Here is a 25,443-nt window from a genome sequence, read left to right as displayed (position 1 = left end):
ACGGTTGAGCCTAACAACCGCCCCTGCCCCTGACACTGTCCAATCTCACCAGAAAAACTCTCCGATAGCGCCACATGCACGGTGCGAAAAACACAGTGCCCCCTGTGGGAGCTAGCCTGCTGGCGATGACGGTACGTCAGTCAAAATAAATGTTGGCTGACTCACCGCCATCGCCAGCAGGCTAGCTCCCACAAGGATTTGAGTTGGTCTACTAAGCGGGGTAACCGGTGATTTTGCGGATGCTCTGGTACAGCGGCTTGAGCTGTCGGTACATGCGCAGGTAGACCTCCCTGTACAGTCGCTCATAGATCTGCTGCGCTTCGGGCTGCGGCATGAATACCGCTCCAACCCGGGTCATGGCCGCCATCGCCGTGGGGAAATCCGCGTGCAGCCCCAGCCCCACCGAGCAGCAAATCGCCGCCCCAAGGCCAGACGCTTCGTAGACGTGCGGTCGCTCGGCCGGCAGGCCGAAAATGTTCGCCGTGAGTTGCATCGCGGCATCGCTCTGGGAGCCACCACCGGCCACGCGCAAGCGCGTGACGGAGATCCTCGAACGTTTCTCGATCTTCTCCATGCCCTGGCGCAAGGCATACGCCAGACCTTCGAGGATCGCCCGGTAAATGTGCGCACGGGTGTGCACGTCGCCGAAGCCAATCATCGCGCCCTTGGCTTCCACACCCGGCTCGCGGATGCCGGGCGACCAGTAAGGTTGCAACATCAACCCCATGGACCCGGGCGGCACGGCGTCGACCAGTGCATCGAAGAGTTGCTCGGGCTCAACGCCCTGGGCTTTGGCCTGCTGCATTTCCCGCAGACCGAACTCGTTCTTGAACCAGCTGACCATCCAGTAGCCGCGATAAATCATCACCTCGCAGTTGTACTGATCCGGTACCGCAGACGGGTAAGGCGGAATCAACGGGACGATTTCAAGATAGCGCGACCGGGTGCTGGTGATGGTCGCCGTGGTGCCGTAGGAAAGGCACACGGTGCCTGGGTCGACGACGCCGGAACCCACCACTTCGCAAGCCTTGTCGGCACCCGCGGCGATCAGCGGCAGCCCCTCGGGAATGCCGGTGTGGCGGCTGGCCTGGGCACTGATGTAGCCCAGGGTTTCACCGGGCTTGTGCAGGCTCGGCAGTTGCTCGGGGCGCACCGCCAGCGCCTGCCATTTCCAATCGGAGGGCGCGGCCCAGCGCAAGCGCTTGAAGTCGAACGGCAGGTAACCGACGCAACAACCTACGGAGTCGACAAAACGTCCACACAGACGATGGGTGAGAAACCCCGAGAGCAGCAAAAACTTGTCGGTCGCCGCCCAGACTTCAGGCTGGTGGCGGGCGATCCAGTTGGCCTCGGCCTGGGCGCGAAAGTGGTCCACCGTGGCCTGCGCACCGACCAGTTTGAACAGCCAGCCCCACGGTCCCTTGATGCCGCCGTCGACTTCACTCTGGCGTTGATCGAGCCACAGGATTGCCGGTCGCAACGGCTTGCCTTGGGCATCGACGTTGATCACGGTGCCGCGCTGGGTGGTCAGGGACACGCCGGCAATCTGTGAACGATCGATGCCGGTCTGCTGCCACAACAGCTGGCAAGCCTCACCCAGTTTCGCCCAGTAATATTCCGGGTCTTGTTCGGCCCAGCCGGGTTGGGTCGAGTAATAGGCCTGCAACTCGACCTTGCCTTTGCCCAGCAGATTGCCCTGCAGGTCGAAGAGCAGTGCGCGCACGCTCTGGGTGCCATTGTCGATGGCCAGCAGGTAACGCTTGTTCGGGTGGTTATCCATGGAGCTCTCTTCAATGGGCATCAATGCGTGGCATTCGGCAAACCGTGATGGCGTTGCCACAACGCCCGATAACGCTGCTGCTCGCGCAGCCAATGCTCATCGTCCCAGCCCAGTCGCGGCTGGCAGAGTCGGCGGATGGCATCAAAGTGATCCTCGGCGCCGCGAGGCAATAACAGACCCAGGCGGGTTCGGCGCAGCAGCAGGTCATCCAGGTGCAGGACCATTTCCGCCTCACAGGCAAAGGCCAGTTCCGCCCACAAGGTATCGGTGGCACCGACGCTGGCATGGCCCAACTCTGCGATCAGCATCGCCAGTCTCGGCAGATCACGGCCATGCCGCCCGGCCAGGCGGCGCCACTGGCTGGCGCTGAGCCCCGGTATCACCAGCGGCGGCACGACAGCAAACACCGGCGCGGCATCTTCATTGAACGGACGCTTGAGCATGGCCGCGCAGGCCTTGAGTACTTCGATGGCCTGCGGGCGGAAAGTGGTCAGCTTGCCGCCGGCCAGGGTCACGCATCCTGGTTCCTGCCACAGCACATGCTCACGGGTTTCATTCGACGGTTTGAGTTCACCCGCAGCGCTGCCCACCACCGGACGCACCCCCGACCAGGTCGACAGCACATCGGTCGCGCCCACCTCTGCCAAGGGGAATTGCTGGTTGCAGGCAGCCAGCAGATAGTCGAGCTCGTCGGAACTAATGCTCGCGCTCTGGTCCAGATCCTCATGATGATCAAGGTCCGTGGTGCCGACCACCGTGGCGCCCTCCCAAGGGAAAACGAACACCGGACGACGGTCGCGCTCGTGCAGAAAAGTGAAGGCTTGCGCCACGGGCAGGCGCCAGCCCGGCAACAACAAATGGCTGCCACGCAACGGCCGTAACTGGCGAGGAGTGTCGGGCAGGCGCAAGCGCTCGGCCCACGCACCGGTGGCCACGGCCAGCACACCACAACGCAATGTCAGTAACCCGCCGCCCTCGCAATCCTCGACCTGAACCCCGCAAACCCGCCCCGCTTCACGCAGCAATTGCTGCACGCGCACGCCGTTGAGCACCACGGCGCCGTCGGCCCGGGCCTCACCCAATACGCGCATCACCAGACGGGCATCATCAGTCAGCGCATCGACAAAACAGGTGCCGCCCAGCAGGTCATCTTCCTTCACTCCCGGCGCCAGATAACGCAGGTGTTGCGCGTCATGGAAGCGATGGCTGCGCCGCCCGGCCAATGCGTCATAGATCGACAGCAAGCCACCCAGCACCCGTGGTCCGGGAAAGCCGCCACGGTAATGCGCCATCATGAAACTCATCGGCTCCACCAGCCCCGGTGCTTCGTCGAGCAAGCGCTGACGTTCGCGGACCGAATCGCGGGTCAGGCGCCACTGGCCCTTGGCGATGTAACGCAAGCCGCCATGGACCATTTTCGAGGAGCGACTGGAGGTGCCCCAGGCAAAATCGCGCTGTTCCAGCAACAGGCAGCGCCAGCCACGGCGCGCGGCTTCGCGCAGGATACCGGCGCCGCTGATGCCGCCGCCGATGACGATCAGGTCCCAGGTTTCATCCGCAAGCGTCGGCAATACCTGTTGGTGCCAGGCGGCGTTCCAGTCCAGGCTCATGGCCGTCACTCCTGCAACAACGTGCCAGGGTTCAGTCGCCCGGCCGGATCAAAGTGCCGACTCAGCGCCTGCAAAGTGTCCATCGCCAGCGCACCTTTCTCGCGTAGCAGGTACGGCGCGTGGTCCTTGCCCACACCATGCTGGTGGCTGATGGTGCCATGGTTGTCGACGATGGTCTGGCTGGCCGCCTGCTTGAGTGCCTGCCAGCGCGCCAGGGTGGCGGGATAGTCCGCCGCCGGGCGAAACACATAGGTGGTGTAGATGCTCGACCCTTCACCGTAGACATGGGACAGGTGGGTGAAGACATGCACCCGCTCGCCTTCGGCCGCCAAGGCGTCGCGCAGGCTGTTTTCGATCAGTGTGAGGAGATTATCGACGTTGCTCCAGTCGGTGGCCGTTTCCAGGGTGTCCACCACGTAACCGGCGTTCCACAGGTTTTCGCGCAGGTAGGGAAAGCGAAAACGGTTCTGTGCCCACTTCTTTCCAAGCAAAGTGCCGGTAAACACCCCGCCGAACGACTTGAGGTGCTTGCGAGCCTGACTCAGGGACAGCGCGTTTTGTCGGCGATTACCGGTCACGCCGAACGTCAGCAGGCACTTGCCTTCACCGGCACCGCGCAGGGCCAGATACTTTTCCAGCCAGGCGATCTGCTGCGGGTGACCGGCCAGCGCCAACTGAGTTTCGGTTTCCACGGCGTTGGACAAGCGCAGCATCGACAGCGGCACGCGCGCCTGGGCCAACTGGCGGATGGCTTGCAGTGCCTTGGTCCAATCGGGCAAAAACACCCCGTAGAAGCGTTCGTCGGCAGGCAGTGCGCTGATGCGCACCTTGACCTGGGAAATGATCCCGAACCGGCCCTCACAGCCCAACACTACCTCGCGCAGATCAGGACCGGCCGCCGAGGCCGGGAAGGTGGGAATTTCCAGCGGCCCGGCAAAGGTTTCCAGCGTGCCGCCGGCGAACAGTTGCTCGATGCGCCCGTAACGCAATGACTGCTGACCACTGGAACGACTGGCGACCCAACCGCCCAGGGTCGAGAGCTCCCATGACTGCGGAAAATGGCCCAGGGTGTAGCCACGGGCGCGCAACTGACTTTCTACTTGCGGCCCACTGGCGCCGGGGCCGAAAGTGGCCAGCAGGCTCTGTTCGTCGAGGTCCAGCAGGCGATTCATGCGCGCCAGCGAAACCGTGACCACCGGCCGCGCGGAGCTCGGTGGATTGATGTGACCGGCCACCGAGGTGCCGCCGCCATAAGGGATCAGGCACAGGTCCTGCTCATGGGCGAGCGTCAGTAATTGGCGAATCTGTTCGGCGCTTTCGGGAAAGGCCACGGCGTCGGGATAATTGCCCAGCGCGCCTTCACGCAATGCCAGCCAGTCCGGCAGGCTCTGGCCCCGGGCATGCAGCAGACGATCATGGGCATCGACGCTGTACAAGGAGTGCTCCTGCAGCCGCGACTCCGGTACGCGGGCCATTGCCGCCTCGAGCGTTGCATCGGGCAGCGCTCGACCTTCACCCAGTCGCTGGGCGAGAAAGCTCGCGCCCTGGGCCGGCAGTTCGACCACCGTAGTTGCATCTCCCCAGCCGTTCCAGCGTCGCATGCGTGTGTCCTTTTACGGTTCTTGTCAGTGATATTTTTCAGGCCCCCATACTAGTGAGCCGTCCGAAAGTGTCACGGTCGCATCCGGCCAGTTCGAGTAGCCAATTGAGTCAAACGTCGAGCAGGCGTCAGCCATTTACTTTAGCCGTGGTTTCAAATTACCTTTCAGGGCATTCATCCGCGCACGCGGGCCTTGATCAAAGGAATACGATCATGCAATCCCTGGGCTTCACCTCAGTTCCGCCGCTGCTCAAGTACCTGCGTCATGCCGAACAACTGGGCATGGCCATCGAGCCTGCGTTGGCGGCGGCCGGGTTGCAGGCACAGCAGTTGAGTGACAACAGCCTGCGGTTGCCGGGTGAAGCCCATGAACGCTTGCTCGATTATTTCTGCGAACACTCGGGTGATCCGTTGTTCGGTCTCAACGCCGCGCATTTTGTGCTGCCCAACTCCTGGAGCGTGCTGGGTTACATCACCATGAACTGCGCGACACTGGGCGACGCCATGAGCCGCATCATGCCGTTCGAGAAGTTGGTGGGAGACATGGGCGTCAGCCGCGCCGAGGTACAAGGCAGCGAGGTGCACCTGATCTGGACATGCCGCCATCAACGCCCGCGAATTCGCCGGCACCTTGTGGAAAACGTGCTCGGTTCCTGGCTGCAATACGCGCGCTGGATCGCCGACACGCAAATGTCGCCGGCCGCCGTCTGGCTGGAGCATGCACGCCCGGCCGACACGACGCTGGCGCAGTACGAGCAGTTCTTCGACTGTCCGGTGCTGTTCGACCAGCCTTATTCGGCGCTGATTGTGCCGTTGCCGTATTTGCAGTTGCCCTTGCGCCAGGCCGATGCGCAATTGCTGCGCACCCTGGAAGAACATGCCATGGGCTTGATGGCGACCCTGGAGGATGCCTCGCTGCAACAGCGGGTCAAAAGCATCCTGCGAAAATTGCTCAAGGAAGGTCTGCCACGCAAGGAGCAGGTGGCCGAGCATCTCGCCGTGTCGGTGCGCACGCTGCAACGCCAGTTGCACCTGGCCGGTACTTCTTACCAGCAGATCCTCGACGACCTGCGCCAGGAGCTGGCCGAGCATTACCTGCTTAACAGCACGCTGCCGATTCAGGACATCGCCCAGTACCTGGGTTTCACCGAACCCCGCTCGTTTCACCGCACGTTCAAGAGCCGACGCGGGGTACCGCCCGGGGAGTTTCGGCAGAGCCATCGGGTGCAGGGATGTGGTAGCGACTGAGTGATCCATGTTGTCACCAGGGTGCCCGCCCCCCTCACCCCAGCCCTCTCCCGGAGGGAGAGGGAGCCGACCGTGAGATGCTCTGGATGTACATCGACCTGAAAATTTGGCTGTGAATCCAGAATCGACTTGATGCTGCAGGTCGGTCAGTACCTCCCTCAGGGAGAGGAGATCGACCGTCAGACACTCGGGATGAACATCGTTCTGACAATCCCGTTGTGAATCCATAATCGACTCGATGCTGCGGGTCGCCCAGTCCCTCCGTCAGGGAGAGGAGCCCGACCGTGAGGTATCCGGGATACACATCGATCTGAAACTCCCGCTGTGAATCCATAATCGACTCGGTATTCCAGGTCGATGTATGACGCAAGACACCTCGGTCGGTCCCCTCTCCCCCTGGGAGAGGGCTAGGGTGAGGGGCTTTCAGGCTCAGAGACTGATCGCGTTAGTGAACACCAACCGATTGCCAAACGGGTCGGCAATGGTCATGTCCTGGCTGCCCCACGGCATGGCCTGAATCTGTGGATGGGCAAACCTGTACTCCTTGGCCAGCAGCTGCTGCTGAAACTTCTCCAGCTCATCCGTCTCGATCCGCAGCGCAGAACCCGGTGTGCTGTCGCCATGGTGTTCGGACAAGTGCAGCACACATTCGCCACGGGAGATTTGCAGGTACAGCGGGAAATTCGCTTCGAATCGATGTTGCCAGTCGATCTTGAACCCCAGGAAGTCGACGTAGAACTCCACTGCCTTGGCTTCATCGAAAATGCGCAGGATTGGAGTGGTTTTACCGAAGCTCATCGGGTTGCTCCCAGACAATGAAAGCCCGCAGTGTAGCCGGGCTTGATGTCAGCGAGTCGGCTTAAAAGCGCCATTCTTTAGTTGCAAAATGCCATCACTGTGACGCAACACTCGAATCATCACTGAAAACCGCCGCGCAAATCGCCCTCCCGCGCCAGGAACCGCCCTGCCCTGCTCCCGTTGGCCTGGCCGTCGCGGTAACTCAATACGCCGTTAACCCATACCCCTTCGATACCCTGCGCCGCCCGCTGCGGATCGCTGAAGTCGGCAACGTCACGAACAGTCACCGGATCGAACAACACCAGATCGGCCCAATGACCTTCACGGATTTCTCCCCGGCCCTTCAAGCCGAAGCGTGCCGCCGACAGGCCGGTCATTTTGTGTACGGCGGTGTGCAATGGAAACAGTCCCACGTCGCGGCTGAAATGTCCGAGCACCCGTGGAAACGCGCCCCACAAACGTGGGTGGGGAAACGGGTCTTCCGGCAAACCGTCAGAGCCGACCATCGACAGCGGATGCGCAAGGATGCGGCGTACGTCCGCCTCATCCATCCCGTAATACACAGCGCCCGCTGGTTGCAGCCGGCGAGCGGCATCGAGCAAAGGCACAGCCCACTCGGCAGCGATGTCCATCAGGTCGCGGCCGCCCATTTCCGGGTGGGGCGTCGACCAGGTGATGGTAATGCGATGGGCATCGGTGACCTGCTTGAGGTCCAGGGTCGAAGAACTCGCGGCGTAGGGATAACAGTCGCAACCCACCGGGTGGTTTTTCGCCGCCTCTTCCAGCGACGCCAACAGCTGTGGACTGCGCCCCCAGTTACCGGCACCGGCACATTTGAGGTGGGAAATGATGACCGGGGCTTGCGCGTGACGGCCAATGCGGAACGCTTCGTCCATGGCTTCCAGTACGGGTTCGAATTCGCTGCGCAGGTGGGTGGTGTAGACCGCCCCGAATGCCGTCAATTCTTCCGTCAGTTGCATCACCTCATCGGTCGACGCCGAAAAGGCGCTGGCGTACGCCAGGCCTGTGGACAAGCCCAGCGCGCCGGCCTCCAGACTCTCGCGCAACTGACCGCGCATGGCCGCGATTTCTTGCGCGCTGGCGGTGCGAAACAGGTCGTCCAGGTGATTGCTGCGCAGCGCTGTGTGGCCAACCAGGGCCGCGACGTTCAACGTGGTGTTCGCCGCTTCAACCGCCGCGCGGTAGTCGCTGAAGGTCGGATAAACAAACGCGGCGGCGCTGCCGAGCAGGTTCATCGGGTCGGGCGGATCGCCGCGCAAAGTCACCGGCGAGGCGCTGATCCCGCAGTTGCCGACGACGACCGTGGTCACACCCTGGCTGAGCTTGGGCAGCATCTGCGGCTGACGGATGACCACTGTGTCATCGTGGGTGTGCACGTCGATGAAGCCGGGCGCCAGCACCTGGCCGGTGGCGTCGATTTCCTCGCTGGCGCGTGCATCGTGCAAGTCGCCAATGCGTTGAATGCGGCCGTTCAGGATCGCCACGTCGGCACGATAGCCAGGGCTGTTGCTGCCATCGATGACCAGAGCATTGCGAATCAGCGTGTCGTACTGCATGTCAGTCTCCCGGCGGCAAGTGATTGTCGCCCTCATACGGTTACTCAGTCGTGATGCACCCGGGCACGCTTGAGCAGCTTCTTGCAGCGCTCGGACAAATGCAGCACCCGCAGGTGCTTGCCGGCCCTGGTGTAGCGCTCGCGAAGGGTGTCCAGCGCGGCGATGGCCGAATAGTCGACAAAGCTCAGGTGCTGACAATCCAGGGTCACCTGCGCCGGGTCGTTGGCCGGATCGAAATGATTGAGGAACGGCGTGGTGGAGGCGAAGAACAGCGTGCCGTGCACCCGGTACAGCTTGCTGCCGTCGCTCTCCAGATGACTGTCGGCGTAAAGCTGCCGGGCCTGCTGCCAGGCAAAATTCAGCGCCGCAATGATGATGCCGCACAGCACCGCCGTGGCCAGATCGGTGAATACCGTGACCACCGTGACCGCGATGATCACCAGCACATCATTGAGCGGCACCTTGTTCAGCACCCGCAGCGAAGCCCAGGCAAAGGTCTGCTGCGACACCACGAACATCACCCCGACCAGCGCGGCCAACGGGATACGCTCGATCAGCGGCGACAGGAACAGGATGAACAGCAGAATCGACACCCCCGCGATTACGCCGGACAAGCGCCCGCGCCCCCCGGAACTGAGGTTGATCACGGTCTGGCCGATCATTGCACAACCGCCCATGCCACCGAACGCCCCGGACACCAGGTTCGCCGCCCCCAGCGCCACGCACTCGCGATCCGGGTAGCCCCGGCTCTCGGTGATTTCGTCGGTGAGGTTCAGGGTCAGCAGGGTTTCCAGCAGGCCGACCAGCGCCATCAGAATCGCGTACGGCGCGACGATGCGCAGGGTTTCCAGGTTCCACGGGATGTCCGGCAGGGCCAGGGTCGGCAAGCCGCCGGCAATGTGCGCCATATCGCCCAAGGTGCGGGTTGGCAGGCCGAGCAGATAAACCGCCAGGCCGACGCCGAGAATCGCCACCAGTGCCGGCGGAACGCTGCGGGTCAAGCGCGGCAACACATAGACAATAGCCATGGTCACCGCGACCAGGCCGATCATCATGTACAGCGGTGTGCCGCTCAACCAGGCTTCACCGCTCTTGAAGTGTTCCAGTTGCGCCAGCGCAATGATGATCGCCAGGCCGTTGACGAAGCCGAGCATCACCGGATGCGGGACCATGCGCACCAGTTTGCCAAGCTTGAGCAGCCCGAACGCCATCATGATCAAGCCGCCCAGCAACACCGTGGCCAGCAAATATTGCACGCCGTGCTGCACCACCAGCGCGACGATCACCACCGCCATTGACCCGGCCGCCCCGGAAATCATGCCCGGCCGCCCGCCGAACAGCGCGGTGAGGGTGCAAATGATGAATGCGCCGTAGAGCCCCATCAGCGGATTGAGGTGAGCCACCAGGGCAAACGCGATGCATTCGGGCAGCAGGGCGAACGAAGTGGTGAGTCCGGCCAGTACATCGGCGCGTAGACGTTTTGCTTTCATGTGGGGAACCGCACGCAGGAGTAGCGAGAAAAGATTGTGCGGATGTTACGGAATTGCGGATGGCCCGGCCAGTTCATGCGCCTGCACAAATGCCATCTCGAGCAGGCTCGCACAGTGGATTTTCGTCGTACACAAAATATGTGGCCTGCGATGATCAATTGTGGGAGCGAGCCTGCTCGCGATGAACAATGACGCGGTCTAAAGCGAACTCAAAGCACGCCCTGGAAATCGGCGTTGGCATATTCCGCCAACTTGCCCTGGATAAAGTCCAGGAAGCACTGAATGCGCAGGGCCAGTTGCGAGTTGCGGTAGTACACCGCGTTGATTGGCTGGCGATAACCACTGTTGAACCCGGCCAGCAGCACTTTCAGACGCCCGGCACGAATGTCTCCAATGGTCATGTAGTGCGACAGACTGGCGATGCCCTGGCCTTCCAGCGCCAGATGGCGAATGGTCTCGCCGCTGGACGCGCTGATCGAAGCCTGGATCGGCCAGCGGTCACCATGAACATAACGCAGGGGCCATTGGTTGAGGCCTTCGTTCTGAGTGAACCCGAGCAGCGTATGGTTGGCCAGATCGGCCACGGCAGTCGGCGTACCGTGGGCCTCCAGGTAAGCCGGGCTGGCAACGATATGCAGCGGGCTGCACCCCAGGGAGCGGGCATGCAGGGTGGAGTCGGTCAGGGTGCCGATGCGGATGGCGATGTCGGTGCTCTGTTCCAGCAGATCGATAATCAGGTCGTTGCTGTTGAGTTCGAGCTGGATGTCCGGGTAGAGCCTGCGGAACTCATCAATGTAGGGCACGATGGCATGCAGCATGAAGGGGGAAGCGGCGTTGATCCGCAGACGGCCGGACGGCGTTTGCTGGCGCGAAGACAGGCGTTCTTCGAGTTCATCCATCTGATCGAGAATCAGCTTGGCGTGTTCGAAGAAATACCTGCCCTCCTCGGTCAGGTCCATGCGCCGCGTGGTGCGGTTGATCAACGTGGTTTCGAGCTTGGCTTCCAGCCGCGACAGCGTGCGGCTGATCGCCGAAGGCGTTTGCCCGACCTGCTCGGCCGCCGCAGAAATCGACCCGCATTCGATCACGCAGACGAATATCTGCAACTCATCGGATCTGGCTTTCACGTGTGTCCCTTATCGATAGCCCTGTGGCGAGGGGGCTTGCCCCCGTTGGTGCGCGAAGCGGACCCAAAACCGTTAAAAGCGGTGTTTCATATGAACCGCGTTCACCGAATCTACGACGGCTTCACCGCCGAACGGGGCGGTGCGGCGGTCCGACAAGCCCCCTCGCCACAAAACGCCCCATGCGACAGGAGCAATAGAAGTCGATAGTAGCCTGAAACGCTTAGGCGGACAGGCCAAACACCTCGGTCAAATGCTGCTCATACCGCGCCACATCCGCTTCGATGTTCGGGCGTTTCATCACGTCCACGCACAGGAACGTCGGCAAACCGCTCATGCCAAGGAACTCGTTGGCCTTGTGAAACGGGAAGTACACCGCGTCCACGCCCTTGGCTTCGAAGAAGTCAGTCGGATCGTCGAACGCTTGCTGCGGTGCGTTCCAGGTCAACGACAGCATGTACTGCTTGCCCTGGATCAAGCCGCCGCTGCCGTACTTCTGCGATGCGTCGGAACGGGTGCGGCCATCGCTGGCATACAGGCTGCCATGGCCTTCGGTGAAGACTTCGTCCACATACTTCTTCACGGTCCACGGCGCGCCCATCCACCAGCCCGGCATCTGATAAATGATCACGTCGGCCCAGAGGAATTTGGCCACTTCTTCGGCGACGTCGTAACCCTCGTCGATAAAGGTGGTTTTAACGTCCATACCACCGCGGTCCAGCACGCTCAGCGCGGCTTCATGCAGGGTAGCGTTGTAGCGACCATCGGAATGGGCGAATTTCTTGCCACCATTGAGCAACAGGACTTTTTTCATGGAAGGTCTCACAAGGTCTGGAATTCGATGGCGGCAGAGTATCGATCCGACTCGCGCGGAATAAGACAGGAACAAGCAAAATTCATTTGACCAAAACGCACGAATCAACCGGCGATTGTTGCATTACAATCGCCTCCATTCTGACGTTGAGGACATTTTGATGAGTGAAATCCAAGGCTTCATCCTGCACGCCAAGACCCGCCCGGAAAAATCCGACGCCTTCGAAGCGTTTTTCAGCGGACACGTGGAAGCGAGCCGCGCCGAGCCCGGTTGCATTGAGTACCACATGCTGCGCGACAAGCAGGACCCGACGCTGTTTATCTTCTATGAGATCTGGCAATCCCAGGCGCACCTGGATGTGCACTCCAACCTGCCGCACATGAAACAGTTCCTCGAACAGCGCGATGAATACCTGGAACGGGATTTCGACATTCGTGCCATCGAGATGATCAGCCCGTGGTCCGCTAGCCGCTGATCAACAAATGGCCGCCGAGCAACCCCAGGCCAATGAAGAACACCCGTTTGAACAGCACGGCGCTGATCCGCTGGCGCAGCCATTGCCCCAGCCACATCCCGAGCACCGCCGGAATCAGCGCCAGCAGCGACGCACTCAACTCGCCGCCACCGAGGGCGCCACGCCATAACAGCCCGGCGGCCAGGGCGAGGGTCGAGAAGGTGAACGACAGGCCCAGCGCCTGCACCAGTTCGTCCTTGCTCAACCCCAGTGCTTGCAGATAGGGCACCGCCGGAATCACGAACACGCCGGTGGCCGAGGTGATGACGCCCGTCACCACACCGCACACAGGCCCGAGCCAGCGCTCATGGCGAGCGTCGACACGCAGGGTCGGCAGGAACAAACCGCTCAGCGCATAGAGCAGCAGCGCTGCCCCCAATCCCCGCACCACCCAGTGCCCGCCCGCCATGCCGATCCAAAGTGTCCCCGCCCCCGTGCCAATGAAAATCGCCAGCAGCATCGGCCACAGTCGCTTGACCAGCCCGCGCAGATGCCCGCCGATTGCCAGTTGCCAGACGTTGGTCAGGGTCGCCGGAATGATCAACAAGGCGGCAGCCTGCGATGGAGCCATAGCCAGACCGAGCAGCCCCATGGCGATGGTCGGCAGGCCGAGACCGATCACGCCCTTGATCATGCCGGCCAGTACAAAGGTGCCGATAACCAATAGCGAAAGGGCCAATCCGAGATTCTGATAAAACGCCGAGAGTGTATTCATGGGGCTATGGTGAGCCCGCGGGGATTGATTGAAAATCTGCCATATACTTAGGCTGCCTCTTGTTTATACAGAGGCTTGCATATTTGGTGTTGCTGCTGGCCCCTTCGCGAGCAAGCCCGCTCCCACATGGAATTTGTGTCGTTCACAGATCCACTGTGGGAGCGGGCTTGCTCGCGAAGGCGTCCGTGCAGACAACACACCTCTTGAGGCTGTACCAATGCACTTCGACCTGACCGACCTGCGCCTCTACCTGCACATCCTCGACACCGGCAACATCACCGCCGGCGCCGCGCGCAGTCATCTATCACTGGCAGCGGCGAGTGCGCGAATCCGCGCGATGGAAGCGTCACTTGGCACTGATTTCCTGCAACGCGGCCGTCGCGGGGTAACGCCGACGCCTGCCGGCAAAGCCCTGGCACAGCACGCCCGGGGCCTGCTGCAACAAGCCGAAAGCATGCAGCAGGACCTCGCCGAATATGCAAAAGGCGTCAAAGGCCAGGTACGGTTACTGTGCAACACCACGGCGATCACCGAATACCTGCCGGAATTGCTCGGCGATTTCCTGCGCGAGCACCCCAACCTCGACATCGACCTGCAGGAATTACCCAGCACGCGCATCACCCACGCCCTGCGCCAGGGTGCAGCAGACCTCGGTATCGTCTCCGATGCGGTGGACGCCCAGGGTCTCCAGACCTTGCCCTTTCGCGACGATCCGCTGGTGCTGATCATGCCGCCCGGGCATCCCCTGGCCGCCGGCAAACCGCCAGGTTTCAGCGATACCTTGCAGCACGATTACGTCGGACTGGCCGCCAATAGCGCACTGGCGGTGTACCTCGAAGAACAGGCGTTGCACGCAGGTATGCGCATGCAGATCCGCATCCGTGCGGAAGGCTTCGACGGGGTGATTCGCATGGTCGCTCGCGGTGCCGGGCTGGCCATCGTGCCGCGGGCGGCGATCCAGCGCCGGGCACTGGATCAACCGCTCAAAAGCTTCGCGTTGAAGGAGGACTGGGCACAGCGAAAATTACTGCTGTGCGCCCGTTCATTCACTGGTCTGCCCGGCTATGCCAGAGCGCTGCTCGAAGCCTTGCGCACTGAGTGAGGCCGGCTTTGGCTTTCTGAAAAACAGACCATAGACCACCGTCAGCAGAACCAGGAACGGCACGCCAAACACCAGGGTCATCTTGAAGGCCTCGGTGAAGTAGGTGGTGATCATCACCGCGCCCATCAGCACCAACCCCAGCAATGTCGTGTAAGGAAACAGGCGCATGCGGAACGACAGTTTACGTTCGCCGTGGCGCTGGTGATAACGGCGGAAACAGTAGTGGGTCAGGAAGATCATGAACCAGGTGAAGATGGCGCCGAACATGGAGATCGCCATCATCAGGGTGAACGAACTTTCCGGGTACAGGATGTTGAGCAACGTCGCCAGGGCAATGCCCGAGCTCGACAACAACAGGGCATTGAGCGGAATCCCGGTCTTGCTCAACTTGCCCATGGACTTGGGTGCGTAACCGCCACGGGACAGGCTGAACATCATGCGCGTGGTGATGTACAACTGGCTGTTCATCGCCGACAGCGCGGCGATCAGGATCACGAAATTCATCACCCCGGTGGCGCCGGGAATGCCGATGGCCTGCATCACCGTGACGAACGGGCTCTGCGCGTGACCGGCCTGCACCCACGGCACGATCGCCAGCATCAGGGCCAGGGTCAACAGGTAGAACACCACCAGCCGCACGATGGTCGCGCGAAAGGCTTTCTTCACCGCTTGTTCCGGGTCCTGCGCCTCACCGGCGGCCACCGCGATCATCTCCACGCTCAGGTAGCTGAAGATCGACACGATGACCGCGACCCACATGCCTTGCAGGCCATTGGGGAAAAAGCCGCCGTGACTGGTGTAATTGTGCACGCCGTATTCCGGGTTGCCGGAACCGAACACCACATACACCGCGAGAATGATGAAGCCGACAATCGCGCCGATCTTGATGGTCGAGAACCAGTATTCGAAAGTGCCAAACGTCTTCACGCTGATGGCATTGAGCACAATCAGCACACTGGAGAACGAGATGATCCACACCCACTCCGGCACGTTGGCAAACCAGTACTTCATGTACATCGCCACCGCCGTCACTTCCGTACCGACCGCCAGCACGATCGCTGCCCAATAGGCATAACGCACCAGGAACCCGGCCAGGGGGCTGACATAAAATTCGGCGTAGGCACCGAACGAACCGGAGGTCGAATGGGCCACGGTCATTTCCGCCAGGCAACCCATCAGCAGCAAGGTGATGATCGCGCCGATGGCGTAGCTGAGCAGCACGCTCGGCCCGGCATAGCCGATCGCGTAGGCACTGCCCATGAACAGTCCGGTGCCAATCGCACCGCCAATGGCGATCATGCTCATCTGCCCGGACGTCAGCTGACGCCGCAGACCCTGTTCACGGTTGGATATCGTTTCAAAACCGGCGTTATCGGTCATTTTTATGTCCTCTGAATATTGTCTTTCTTGAAGAGCACGTCTTGGTTTTTACGGTGGGGATCAGCCACGCACAGCAGCACACGGATCAGAAAATACTCAGTGGATACTCGATGATGACGCGCACTTCGTTGTTGTCCGTGGTATCAGCCCGGGCCACTTGGGCGGTCGAACGCACACTGGCCTGGCGTACCCGCACCGAGAGATCCCTGGCCTTGCCCGACTGCACGACGTAGCGCGCTTCGATGTCGCGTTCCCAGCGCTTGCCGTCATCGCCGTAGCGCCCATAGGCGCCGTTGGGACCGCCGTCGTAATGGCTGTCGTCGATATGGTCACCGCTGACGTAGCGCGACATGAAGCTCAGGCCCGGCACGCCGAACGGCGCCATGTCCAGGTCATAACGCAGTTGCCATGAGCGTTCGTTGGGGGCGTTGAAGTCGAGCACCTGAACCGAGTTGGCGAGGAAAATCGACGTGCCCGGCTGCTGGTCGAAACCCAGGTAATCGAACGGTTCATTGCCATCGACCTGTTGATACGCCAGGGTCAATCGATGGGCGCCGAACTTGTACGCGCTGGCCAGCGACCAGGTGGTGTTGTCGATCTTGCCGGCAAGGCGCTGGCCATCGTCGAGGGTGCGGTAAATATTGAAATCCAGGTTCAGCGACTGGCCTTCGCTGAGGATAAAGGTGTAATTGCTGTTGGCGTAGTACTGCCGCCAGATATCGGTGAACTGCGAACCGTACAGGCTGACGCTCAGTTGATCGTTCAGGGCGTAACTGCCGCCCAGATAATCGACGCTGCGGGTTTCCACGCCAGCGTACAGCGCTTTGAGTGCGCCATCGGCGTTGGTCGAATTGCTGTCGTTGCCGGCGGTGAAATGACCGATGTCCAGTTGCAAGGCCTTGAGTTCATTGCTGGTCAGCTGAAAACCGGTGGCCACGCTGGTGAACAGTCGTGCATTACCAGTACCGAACACCGGGTTGAGTGGTGTCAGGTTGCCGTACTTGAGCTCGGTCCGGGATATCCGCGCCTTCACCGCGCCACCCGCTTCGGAATACTCATCCTCGGGGTTACCATCGGAATCGATGGGCAGCAAGCCCGTGCCCGTGCGTCCCTTGCCACTGTCGAGCTTGATGCCCAATTGCGCGTAGGCATCGACCCCGAACCCTACGGTTCCCTGGGTGTACCCGGAGCGGTAATCGAGCATGATCCCGTGAGCCCATTCATCCCGATAATTCTGCCCGCCAGGGTTGTTGAGGTTGTTGCGATAAAAATAGAAGTTACGGTTGGTCAGGGTCAGGCTGCTGTCTTCGACGAAGCCGTTGCCTGCGTCGGCATAGGCCATTTGCCCGAGGCAACTGCTGATGGCCAACGGCAAGGCGGGCCAGAGGGAGAGTCTCATTCTGCGTGCTCCTTATTATTGTGATTGCACAGAACTCTTGTTGGACAGCGGCCGAAGACCTGCTGCGCGCAAAAAACGGCAGCCGGACGTCGACATCGCAAGTATCAGGTGACGCTGTGGCGGACCTGGAATCGCGCTTGCGCCCAGGTTTTCTCATCGAGAATCTCGCCAAGGATCTGCACCGCATCCCAAACCTCGGTGAAGGTCGTGTATAGCGGGGTAAAGCCGAAACGCATGATCCGCGGCTCGCGGTAGTCACCAATCACACCCCGCTCGATCAGGGCCTGGATCACCGCATAACCTTCAGGGTGTTCGAAGCTGACGTGGCTGCCACGCTTGGCGTGCTCGCGCGGAGTGATCAGCTTCAATTCGTGAGCTGCGCAGCGCTGTTCTACCAATTCGATGAACAGGTCCGTCAGGGCCAGCGATTTGCGGCGCAGGCTGGCCATGTCAGTCTGGGCGAACACGTCCAGCCCGCACTCGACCATTGCCAATGAAGTGATCGGCTGGGTGCCGCACAGATAACGGGCAATGCCGCTGCTCGGCTCGTAGCGAGACTCCATTGCAAACTGTCGCGAATGGCCGAACCAGCCCGACAGCGGCTGCGGCACCAGATCGCACAATTTTGGCGACACCCAGACAAACGCCTGGGAACCCGGACCGCCATTGAGGTACTTGTAGGTGCAGCCGATGGCGTAGTCGGCGCCCGCCTGATGCAGGTCGACAGGCACCGCGCCAGCGGAATGCGCCAGGTCCCAGATGGCCAGCGCCCCACACTCGTGGGTCAGAGCCGTGAGGGCCTGCATGTCGTGCATGTAGCCCGTCTTGTAATTGACGTGGGTGAGCATCACCACCGCCGTGTCCTGGTCAATCGCTTGCGGCAACTCTTGCGGGCTGTCGACCAGGCGCAAGGTGTAGCCCTGCTGCAGCATGTCGGCCAGACCTTCGGCGATGTACAGGTCGGTGGGGAAGTTACTGGCTTCGGTCACGATCACCCGTCGAGTTGGCGAACGTGTGGCCTGCACGCGCAACGCAGCGCTGAGCACTTTGAACAGGTTGATCGAGGTGGTATCGGTCACCACCACTTCACCGTCACCGGCGCCGATCAGCCCAGCCAGGCGATTGCCCAGACGCTCGGAAAGATCGCGCCAACCGGCACTGTTCCAGCTGCGGATCAGGCCATTGCCCCACTCCTGGGCGATCACCTCCTGAGCACGCGCCAACGCCGCGACGGGGCGTGCGCCCAGCGAATTGCCATCGAGATAAATCACACCGTCGGGTAGCGCAAACTGCTGGCGTAGCGGCGCGAGAGTGTCCTGGGCATCAAGCTCCAGGCAATCGTTTCTTGTTGTCATCGGGTGTCCTGTTCTTTGAAGGTCGTAGCGTTTTTACGGGCGTTTCCGGCCCTTTTCCGTGGAGAGATAATGAACGATGACTTGCAGAATTTTCGTGCAAAGTAAGCGGCCGCAGGGTAGTTGTTTCGCATAAAATTCGAATACAACTCCTATAAACGCGGATTTACACCAGCCATGAATCTCGACTCGACAGACCTGCGAATCCTCCATCAACTGCAACAGGATGGCCGTATCAGCAACCAGGAACTGGCAGAGAAAGTCGCCCTGTCGCCGTCGGCCTGTCTACGCCGATTGCGCCTGCTGGAAAGCGAGGGAATCATCTGTGGCTATCGCGCCGTGCTGAATGCCGAGCGGCTGGGAATCGAGCTGGAAGCCATCGTCCATGTGTCATTGCGACAGGACATCGAGGACTGGCACGAGACCTTTATCAAGAAGGTCCAGTCGTGGCCGGAAGTGGTCACCGCGTACGTGATTACGGGCGCGAGCAACTATGTGTTGCGGGTCCAGGCGCGCAACCTCAAACACTTCTCCGATTTCATCGTCAATCACTTGAACCGCACGGCGGGGGTCACTGATATCCGCTCGGAAATAGTCCTGCAGAAAATCAAGGAGCGCGACGAGTTGCTGGACCTGGTGGTGCGCAAGTAAGGGAGCAACGCACTGCCAAACCTGTGCGAGCGGGCTTGCTCGCGAAGAGGGAGTGTCAGTTGAAACCAATGTTCACTGGACCTGCGCATTCGCGAGCAAGCCCGCTCCCACAGGGTTCGCTCAGAAGCCCCGCATGCGCCGGGCTTCATTGCGCTGCAAGGTCATGCTTGGGGATTCGTCGAACAGCTTGCGGTACTCGGCGGAAAAACGCCCCAGATGGGTGAAGCCCCAGCCCATGGCGATTTCGGAAATATTGCGCACCGAGCCGTGCTCGAGGATCTCCTGGCGCACGCCGTTCAAGCGGTATTTTTTCAGGTAGACCATTGGCGACAGAGCGAAGTACTTCTTGAACGCCTCGAACAGCTTGAAGCGCGAAACCCCGGCAGCGAGCTCGATGTCCTCCAGATGCAAAGCCTCGCGAGCATTGTCGTGAATGTATTGCCGAGCCCGGATCAGGTAATGGGGCAACTTCACGCCCAGCACCTCCCGCAACTCCTCTGAATAATTATTCGGCTGAGCGAGGATCAGGCCTTTGATGAGCGAGCTCTCAATATCCCGGGTGAACGCCACTTGCTCGTACAGCTCGCTGCTGCGTTCCAGCTCGGTGATGAAATAACGCGCCATACGCCACCAAGAGGCCGACGCACCATCGACCGCATCCATCACCGGTTCGAAGCGCAGCGGCGCGTCCAGCGGCCGCTGCAGCAGGCCTTGCAGGGACTCGCTCATGGCGACGCGGGTGATCACCACCTGGACCTTGCGGCAGTCGCCGGAGATCGCCAGCAGCTGGTTTTCATTCGGGGAAATAATCACGCCTTGGTCGCGGTCAGATCTCAGCACACTGCCGTTCTTGCTCAACTCCTGCTCGCCCACCAGGGGCAAGCTCAGGCTGTAACTGCTGAAGTGCTCGGCGTCTTCGATATCGATGGTGACATCGGTGCCGTACTCGATGGTGCCCAGGGTCGTGGCCATCGACTTGAACATGTTGGCGCTGTGATGGAAGCGGATTCGCTCGGGCGTCGTGCTCACGAGTCGATGCGGCCCGCAAATACCGGACATCCAGTTTCTCGCGGCCTCAAGATCATCGCTGTCGACACGAATGTCGCGACACTGCGGATCGGTTTTGCTGTTCATCACGATGCACCCACAGGCTATTTTTCAGCGCGCTCTGACGGCGCGTCTCAGGCGTGGAGAAGGCAAGTTCCAAGCCATGAAACCCCGGCGCCAACCAAGTGGATAGCAATTCTCGACTATGCGGATAAAACAGCCGATGAACGCCCCCCAACAGGCACTCGAGGTTGTGCGAAACAGTACCTCATTGTTGCAAACAGGGGCAGCCGTTCATCGTTTGATGCGCGGTTTGGGTAGTCGCTGCACAGCTTGATACCCCGCGCGTGTTACCCCACAAATTATACGGACTGCCTTCGCCGACAAACCGGATAGACCCCCACCCGCCCCACTCCCTCTAATGCGCACACCGATTAGCCCCAATACAAAAACAGGTACACCCCCATGAGTGGCGAAAAAAACGTCGAGCAGTGGAAAGCGTTTATTGAAGGCTGCCTGGACTTCCGTCCGGTAGATGGTGTGTTCCGCATTGCCCGTGACATGTTCACCGAGCCGCAGTTGTTCGACCTGGAGATGGAACTGATCTTCGAGAAGAACTGGATCTACGCCTGTCATGAAAGCGAGCTGGCCAATAACCACGACTTTGTCACCATGCGCGCCGGCCGTCAGCCGATGATCATTACCCGCGACGGCGAGGGTCAGCTCAACGCACTGATCAACGCCTGCCAGCATCGGGGCACAACCCTGACCCGCGTCGGCAAGGGCAACCAGTCGACCTTCACCTGCCCGTTCCATGCCTGGTGCTACAAGAGCGACGGGCGCCTGGTGAAGGTCAAGGCGCCTGGCGAGTATCCGGAAGGCTTCGACAAGGCGACACGCGGCCTGAAAAAAGCCCGCATCCAGAGCTATAAGGGTTTCGTGTTCATCAGCCTCGATGTGCACGCCGACAACAGCCTGGAAGACTTCCTCGGCGACGCCAAGGTGTTCTTCGACATGATGGTCGCCCAATCGCCCACCGGTGAGCTGGAAGTGCTGCCCGGCAAGTCGGCCTACACCTACGATGGCAACTGGAAACTGCAGAACGAAAACGGTCTCGACGGCTATCACGTCAGCACCGTGCACTACAACTATGTGGCCACGGTGCAGCATCGCCAGCAGGTCAACAGCGAGAACGGCACCGGCAACGGCAGTACCCTGGACTACAGCAAGCTCGGTGCCGGCGATGCCAATACCGATGACGGCTGGTTCGCCTTCAACAACGGACACAGTGTGTTGTTCAGTGACATGCCGAACCCGACGGTACGCTCGGGCTATGCCACCATCATGCCGCGACTGGTCGAAGAATACGGCCAGGAAAAGGCCGAATGGATGATGCATCGCCTGCGCAACCTGAACATCTATCCGAGCCTGTTTTTCCTCGACCAGATCAGCTCGCAACTGCGCATCATTCGCCCGGTGGCCTGGAACAAGACCGAGATCATCAGCCAGTGCATCGGAGTGAAAAACGAGTCGGACGCCGACCGCGAAAACCGCATTCGCCAGTTCGAGGATTTCTTCAACGTGTCGGGCCTGGGCACTCCGGACGACCTGGTGGAATTCCGTGAAGCCCAGCGCGGTTTCCAGGCGCGCCTGGAGCGCTGGAGCGACATTTCCCGTGGCAATCATCAATGGGCCACCGGCGCCACGCCCAACAGCAAGGCGATCGGCATTGCCCCGGCCATGACCGGCACCGAATTCACCCACGAAGGGCTTTACGTCAACCAGCACGGCAACTGGCAGAAATTCCTGCTCGACGGCCTGGACGCGAAATCCCTGAAACTCCGTGAGGTGCAATGATGAATGCGCAATTGCAGTACCAGATCGAACAGTTTTTCTACCGCAAATCCGAATTGTGCGACGCCCAGGACTGGGACGCCTACATCAAGCTGTTCGACGAGCAGAGTGAATTCCACCTGCCGCAATGGGACTCGGAACACGTCTACACCCGCGACCCCAAACGCGAAATGTCGCTTATCTACTACCCCAACCGTTCCGGCCTGGAAGATCGCGTGTTCCGCCTGCGCACCGGCAAGTCCGCGTCCTCGACGCCGATGCCGCGCACCCTGCATTTGATCAACAACGTGCGGATCAGCGAACTTGAGGGCGGTGAACTGGAGGTGCGCCTGAACTGGCACACGCTGTTCTATCGCCTGGCTACCTCCGAGCAGTTCTATGGCCGCGCGACCTACCGGCTCAAGCCTCACGCCGACAGCTGGCTGATCAGCCGCAAGCATGTGCTGCTGCTTAACGACACCATCAACTCGGTACTCGACTTCTACCACCTCTGAGCCCCTGGAGACCGAGGCATGAATCACAAAGTAGCGTTCAGCTTTGCCGACGGAAAAACCCTGTTCTTTCCCGTACAACCCAACGAAATCCTGCTCGACGCCGCCCTGCGCAACGGCATCAACATTCCCCTGGATTGCCGCGAAGGCGTCTGCGGCACCTGTCAGGGTCGCTGTGAATCGGGTGACTACAGCCAGGATTACGTCGACGAGGAAGCGCTCTCGAGCCTGGACCTGCAGCAGCGCAAGATGCTCACCTGCCAGACCCGGGTCAAATCCGATGCGGCGTTCTATTTCGACTTCGCTTCCAGCCTGTGCAACGCCTCGGGTCCGGCACAACTGAGCGCGAAGGTGACCGACATCAGGCAGATTTCTGCCAGCACCGCGATCCTGCACCTGGACCTCGGTACGACCACCCCGCTGGATTTTCTGCCGGGGCAGTACGCCCGTTTGTCGATTCCCGGGACCGACAGCAAGCGTTCCTATTCGTTTGCCAATCGGCCAAGTGAACACAATCAACTGCAATTTCTGATTCGCCTGTTGCCCGACGGGGTGATGAGCAACTACATCCGTGAACGCTGTCAGGTGGGCGACGAAATCATGCTGGAGGCCCCTCTGGGCGCCTTCTATCTGCGGCATGTGGCCAAACCGCTGATCCTGGTGGCGGGCGGAACCGGGCTGTCGGCACTGCTGGGCATGCTCGACGACCTCGCCGAACGCGATTGTGCGCAGCCGGTGCACCTGTACTACGGCGTGCGCGACGCTGCCGACCTGTGCGAACGCGCGCGGATCGAGGCCTACGCCGAACGCCTTCCGGGGTTTCGCTACACCGAAGTGGTCAGCGACCCTTCGCCGCAGTGGACGGGCAAGCGCGGCTACATTGCCGAGCATTTCGACCTCAGCGAATTGCGCGACGCGCCGGTCGACATGTACGTCTGCGGGCCACCGCCGATGGTCGAGTCGATCAAGGACTGGTTGCAGACCCAGGCACTGGACAGCGTTCACCTGTATTACGAAAAGTTCACCGAGAGTAATATCTGATCTTTCAAATCAGGCCTGACAACAATAACCAGAAGGGATCGAGATGGCGGATGAAATCTTGCAACAGGGAACGCTCAAGCGGGGGTTGAAGAATCGGCATATTCAACTGATCGCCCTGGGCGGGGCGATTGGCACCGGGCTGTTCCTCGGCTCTGCGGGCGTACTCAAGTCGGCCGGGCCGTCGATGATCCTCGGTTATGCGATTGCCGGGTTCATCGCCTTCCTGATCATGCGCCAGTTGGGCGAGATGATTGTCGAAGAGCCGGTGGCCGGTTCCTTCAGTCACTTCGCCCACAAGTACTGGAGCGGTTATGCCGGCTTCCTCTCCGGCTGGAATTACTGGGTGCTGTACGTGCTGGTGGGCATGGCCGAGCTGACGGCCGTGGGCAAGTACGTGCAGTTCTGGTGGCCCGAGATCCCGACCTGGGTCAGCGCTGCGGTGTTCTTCGTACTGGTCAACCTGATCAACACGATGAACGTCAAAGTCTTCGGCGAGATGGAGTTCTGGTTCGCGATCATCAAGGTCGTGGCAATCATCGGCATGATCGTCCTGGGCTGCTACATGCTGTTCAGCGGCACCGGCGGGCCGCAGGCGTCGATCAGCAACCTGTGGAGCCACGGCGGATTCTTCCCCAACGGCACCACCGGCTTGCTGATGTCGATGGCGTTCATCATGTTTTCCTTCGGCGGCCTGGAACTGGTCGGCATCACGGCAGCTGAAGCCAGCGAACCGAGGAAGGTGATTCCCAAGGCGATCAACCAGGTGGTGTATCGCGTGTTGATCTTCTACGTCGGCGCCCTCACCGTGCTGCTGTCGCTGTACCCCTGGGATCAACTGCTGCAGACCCTCGGCGCGTCCGGCGATGCCTACGGTGGCAGCCCGTTCGTACAGATCTTCTCGCTGATCGGCAGCGACACCGCCGCGCACATCCTCAACTTCGTGGTGCTCACCGCGGCGCTCTCGGTCTACAACAGCGGCGTCTACTGCAACAGCCGCATGCTCTACGGCCTGGCCGAACAGGGCGACGCACCAAAGTCGCTGATGAAACTGAACAAACAGGGCGTGCCACTGCGGGCGCTGGGCATCTCGGCGCTGATCACCATGCTGTCGGTGCTGGTCAACTACCTGGCGCCCCATGAAGCGCTGGAGTTGCTGTTCGCCCTGGTGGTCGCCTCGTTGATGATCAACTGGACGCTGATCAGCCTGACCCACCTGAAGTTTCGCAAAAGCATGGGCCAGCAAGGCATCGTTCCGGGCTTCAAGTCGTTCTGGTTTCCCTACAGCAACTACCTGTGCCTGGCGTTCATGGCCATGATCATCTGCGTGATGTGGATGATTCCGGGCATTCGCGCCTCGGTCATCGCCATCCCGGTGTGGGTGGTGATCATCTACCTGTTCTACCGGATACGTGTGGCGCGCGATCGCGGCTTGCCCGTCGCTGAATAATCCAACGCGCAACAAAAAGCCCCGGTATTGCGGTAATGCTGTTCACTTAAGCATGGTGTTGTTAAAAACTGGATTGGGGGGATATCCATTGCTGCGGTAACGGCCACTTATGGTTTCGCTCTTACAGCGAGTCACTTTTGGAAGAGCCCAAAAGTAACCAAAAGGCTCTTGCCCCACCACTCGGTGCCTCGCTGTGGCTCGGCATGCCCTCTCTCCAGCATTGCTCCGTGGGTCGCCGCGATGGGCCATCCCTGGCCCAGCGCGGCTAAACCGGCGTCCTGCCGGTTTCCCCACTGCGCAATGCCTGCGTTCGGCCATCGTGGTTTAACGGGGCGCCCAAATCTAAAGCCAAAGCGAGGCGGCCTGACAGCCGACCTGAATTCTAGTGAGCACGTTCCCCTGTAGGAGC

General features: G+C 60.7%; 21 protein-coding genes. 8 read left to right on the top strand and 13 right to left on the bottom strand.

From position 1 onward, the window contains the following. Positions 1-211 precede the first annotated feature (211 nt). From ASE98_RS09735 to ASE98_RS09725, 3 genes are read right to left on the bottom strand one after another with little or no spacing between them, the layout of a single operon-like run. A complete protein-coding gene (locus ASE98_RS09735) occupies positions 212-1,780 on the bottom strand; it encodes an FGGY-family carbohydrate kinase (RefSeq protein ID WP_060541161.1) in 1,569 nt (522 codons plus the stop codon). A gap of 20 nt (positions 1,781-1,800) precedes the next feature. Next, positions 1,801-3,390 (bottom strand): glycerol-3-phosphate dehydrogenase/oxidase, encoded by a 1,590-nt coding sequence (locus tag ASE98_RS09730; RefSeq protein ID WP_060541160.1) that lies wholly within the window; start codon positions 3,388-3,390, stop codon positions 1,801-1,803. A 5-nt stretch (positions 3,391-3,395) separates the two neighbouring features. Then, positions 3,396-4,991, bottom strand: a complete 1,596-nt coding sequence (locus ASE98_RS09725; RefSeq protein WP_060541159.1) for an FAD-binding oxidoreductase — start codon at positions 4,989-4,991, stop codon at positions 3,396-3,398. A gap of 212 nt (positions 4,992-5,203) precedes the next feature. Between ASE98_RS09725 and gliR the strand changes: the two genes are divergently transcribed. After that, complete coding sequence (gliR, locus tag ASE98_RS09720) at positions 5,204-6,238, top strand: AraC family transcriptional regulator GliR (RefSeq protein ID WP_060541158.1); 1,035 nt, start codon at positions 5,204-5,206, stop codon at positions 6,236-6,238. A gap of 429 nt (positions 6,239-6,667) precedes the next feature. Here the strand turns inward: gliR and ASE98_RS09715 are convergent, their stop codons facing one another. The 5 genes from ASE98_RS09715 to ASE98_RS09695 form a co-directional block, all read right to left on the bottom strand. Then, a complete protein-coding gene (locus ASE98_RS09715) occupies positions 6,668-7,036 on the bottom strand; it encodes a glyoxalase superfamily protein (protein WP_060541157.1) in 369 nt (122 codons plus the stop codon). Between the two features lie 119 nt (positions 7,037-7,155). Beyond that, positions 7,156-8,613 carry an N-acyl-D-amino-acid deacylase family protein gene (locus ASE98_RS09710; RefSeq protein WP_060541156.1) on the bottom strand — a complete coding sequence of 486 codons (1,458 nt, stop codon included), beginning with the start codon at positions 8,611-8,613 and terminating at the stop codon, positions 7,156-7,158. A gap of 44 nt (positions 8,614-8,657) precedes the next feature. Further along, the gene (locus tag ASE98_RS09705) at positions 8,658-10,103 is read right to left on the bottom strand and encodes a SulP family inorganic anion transporter (protein ID WP_060541155.1); all 1,446 of its coding nucleotides are present in this window, start codon (positions 10,101-10,103) and stop codon (positions 8,658-8,660) included. A 209-nt stretch (positions 10,104-10,312) separates the two neighbouring features. Beyond that, complete coding sequence (locus ASE98_RS09700; protein WP_060541154.1) at positions 10,313-11,230, bottom strand: LysR family transcriptional regulator; 918 nt, start codon at positions 11,228-11,230, stop codon at positions 10,313-10,315. Positions 11,231-11,450: 220 nt separating this feature from the next. Continuing rightward, complete coding sequence (locus tag ASE98_RS09695) at positions 11,451-12,041, bottom strand: NAD(P)H-dependent oxidoreductase (protein ID WP_060541153.1); 591 nt, start codon at positions 12,039-12,041, stop codon at positions 11,451-11,453. A gap of 160 nt (positions 12,042-12,201) precedes the next feature. Between ASE98_RS09695 and ASE98_RS09690 the strand changes: the two genes are divergently transcribed. Next, on the top strand, positions 12,202-12,516 hold the full coding sequence (locus ASE98_RS09690; protein ID WP_060541152.1) for a putative quinol monooxygenase: 315 nt from the start codon (positions 12,202-12,204) through the stop codon (positions 12,514-12,516). Here the strand turns inward: ASE98_RS09690 and ASE98_RS09685 are convergent. Beyond that, on the bottom strand, positions 12,506-13,270 hold the full coding sequence (locus ASE98_RS09685) for a sulfite exporter TauE/SafE family protein (RefSeq protein WP_060541151.1): 765 nt from the start codon (positions 13,268-13,270) through the stop codon (positions 12,506-12,508). The two genes, ASE98_RS09690 and ASE98_RS09685, sit on opposite strands and share 11 nt — an antisense overlap. Positions 13,271-13,487: 217 nt before the next feature. On the opposite strand from ASE98_RS09685, the gene ASE98_RS09680 reads away from it, so the two are divergent. Beyond that, on the top strand, positions 13,488-14,372 hold the full coding sequence (locus tag ASE98_RS09680) for a LysR family transcriptional regulator (protein WP_060541150.1): 885 nt from the start codon (positions 13,488-13,490) through the stop codon (positions 14,370-14,372). Here ASE98_RS09680 and ASE98_RS09675 read toward each other — a convergent pair. From ASE98_RS09675 to kynU, 3 genes are all read right to left on the bottom strand, one after another. Beyond that, positions 14,313-15,752 (bottom strand): amino acid permease, encoded by a 1,440-nt coding sequence (locus ASE98_RS09675; protein ID WP_060541149.1) that lies wholly within the window; start codon positions 15,750-15,752, stop codon positions 14,313-14,315. The genes ASE98_RS09680 and ASE98_RS09675 overlap by 60 nt on opposite strands. 85 nt (positions 15,753-15,837) lie before the next feature. Then, positions 15,838-17,151 (bottom strand): OprD family porin, encoded by a 1,314-nt coding sequence (locus tag ASE98_RS09670; RefSeq protein ID WP_060541148.1) that lies wholly within the window; start codon positions 17,149-17,151, stop codon positions 15,838-15,840. 104 nt (positions 17,152-17,255) lie between these two features. Beyond that, on the bottom strand, positions 17,256-18,506 hold the full coding sequence (gene kynU, locus ASE98_RS09665; RefSeq protein WP_060541147.1) for a kynureninase: 1,251 nt from the start codon (positions 18,504-18,506) through the stop codon (positions 17,256-17,258). A 174-nt stretch (positions 18,507-18,680) separates the two neighbouring features. Here kynU and ASE98_RS09660 point away from each other — a divergent pair, with 174 nt between their 5' ends. Continuing rightward, positions 18,681-19,154 (top strand): Lrp/AsnC family transcriptional regulator, encoded by a 474-nt coding sequence (locus tag ASE98_RS09660; RefSeq protein WP_060541146.1) that lies wholly within the window; start codon positions 18,681-18,683, stop codon positions 19,152-19,154. Positions 19,155-19,274: 120 nt separating this feature from the next. On the opposite strand, the gene ASE98_RS09655 is transcribed toward ASE98_RS09660, so the two are convergent. Then, positions 19,275-20,288 carry an AraC family transcriptional regulator gene (locus ASE98_RS09655; protein ID WP_060541145.1) on the bottom strand — a complete coding sequence of 338 codons (1,014 nt, stop codon included), beginning with the start codon at positions 20,286-20,288 and terminating at the stop codon, positions 19,275-19,277. A gap of 378 nt (positions 20,289-20,666) precedes the next feature. Here ASE98_RS09655 and antA point away from each other — a divergent pair, with 378 nt between their 5' ends. Genes antA through ASE98_RS09635 form a run of 4 tightly spaced genes read left to right on the top strand, consistent with a single transcriptional unit; the run spans position 20,667 to position 25,034 of the window. Then, positions 20,667-22,058 carry an anthranilate 1,2-dioxygenase large subunit gene (gene antA, locus ASE98_RS09650; protein ID WP_060541144.1) on the top strand — a complete coding sequence of 464 codons (1,392 nt, stop codon included), beginning with the start codon at positions 20,667-20,669 and terminating at the stop codon, positions 22,056-22,058. After that, positions 22,058-22,549: an anthranilate 1,2-dioxygenase small subunit gene (antB, locus tag ASE98_RS09645; protein ID WP_060541143.1), complete on the top strand. Its 492-nt coding sequence runs from the start codon at positions 22,058-22,060 to the stop codon at positions 22,547-22,549. The genes antA and antB overlap by 1 nt, the downstream gene beginning before the upstream one ends. Positions 22,550-22,567: 18 nt before the next feature. Further along, complete coding sequence (antC, locus tag ASE98_RS09640) at positions 22,568-23,587, top strand: anthranilate 1,2-dioxygenase electron transfer component AntC (RefSeq protein ID WP_060541142.1); 1,020 nt, start codon at positions 22,568-22,570, stop codon at positions 23,585-23,587. Between the two features lie 43 nt (positions 23,588-23,630). Beyond that, positions 23,631-25,034: an amino acid permease gene (locus ASE98_RS09635; protein ID WP_060541141.1), complete on the top strand. Its 1,404-nt coding sequence runs from the start codon at positions 23,631-23,633 to the stop codon at positions 25,032-25,034. Positions 25,035-25,443 lie beyond the last annotated feature (409 nt).

The sequence above is a fragment of the Pseudomonas sp. Leaf48 genome (assembly GCF_001421885.1).
GTDB lineage: Bacteria > Pseudomonadota > Gammaproteobacteria > Pseudomonadales > Pseudomonadaceae > Aquipseudomonas.
This window is presented reverse-complemented; position numbering and strand designations above follow the sequence as displayed.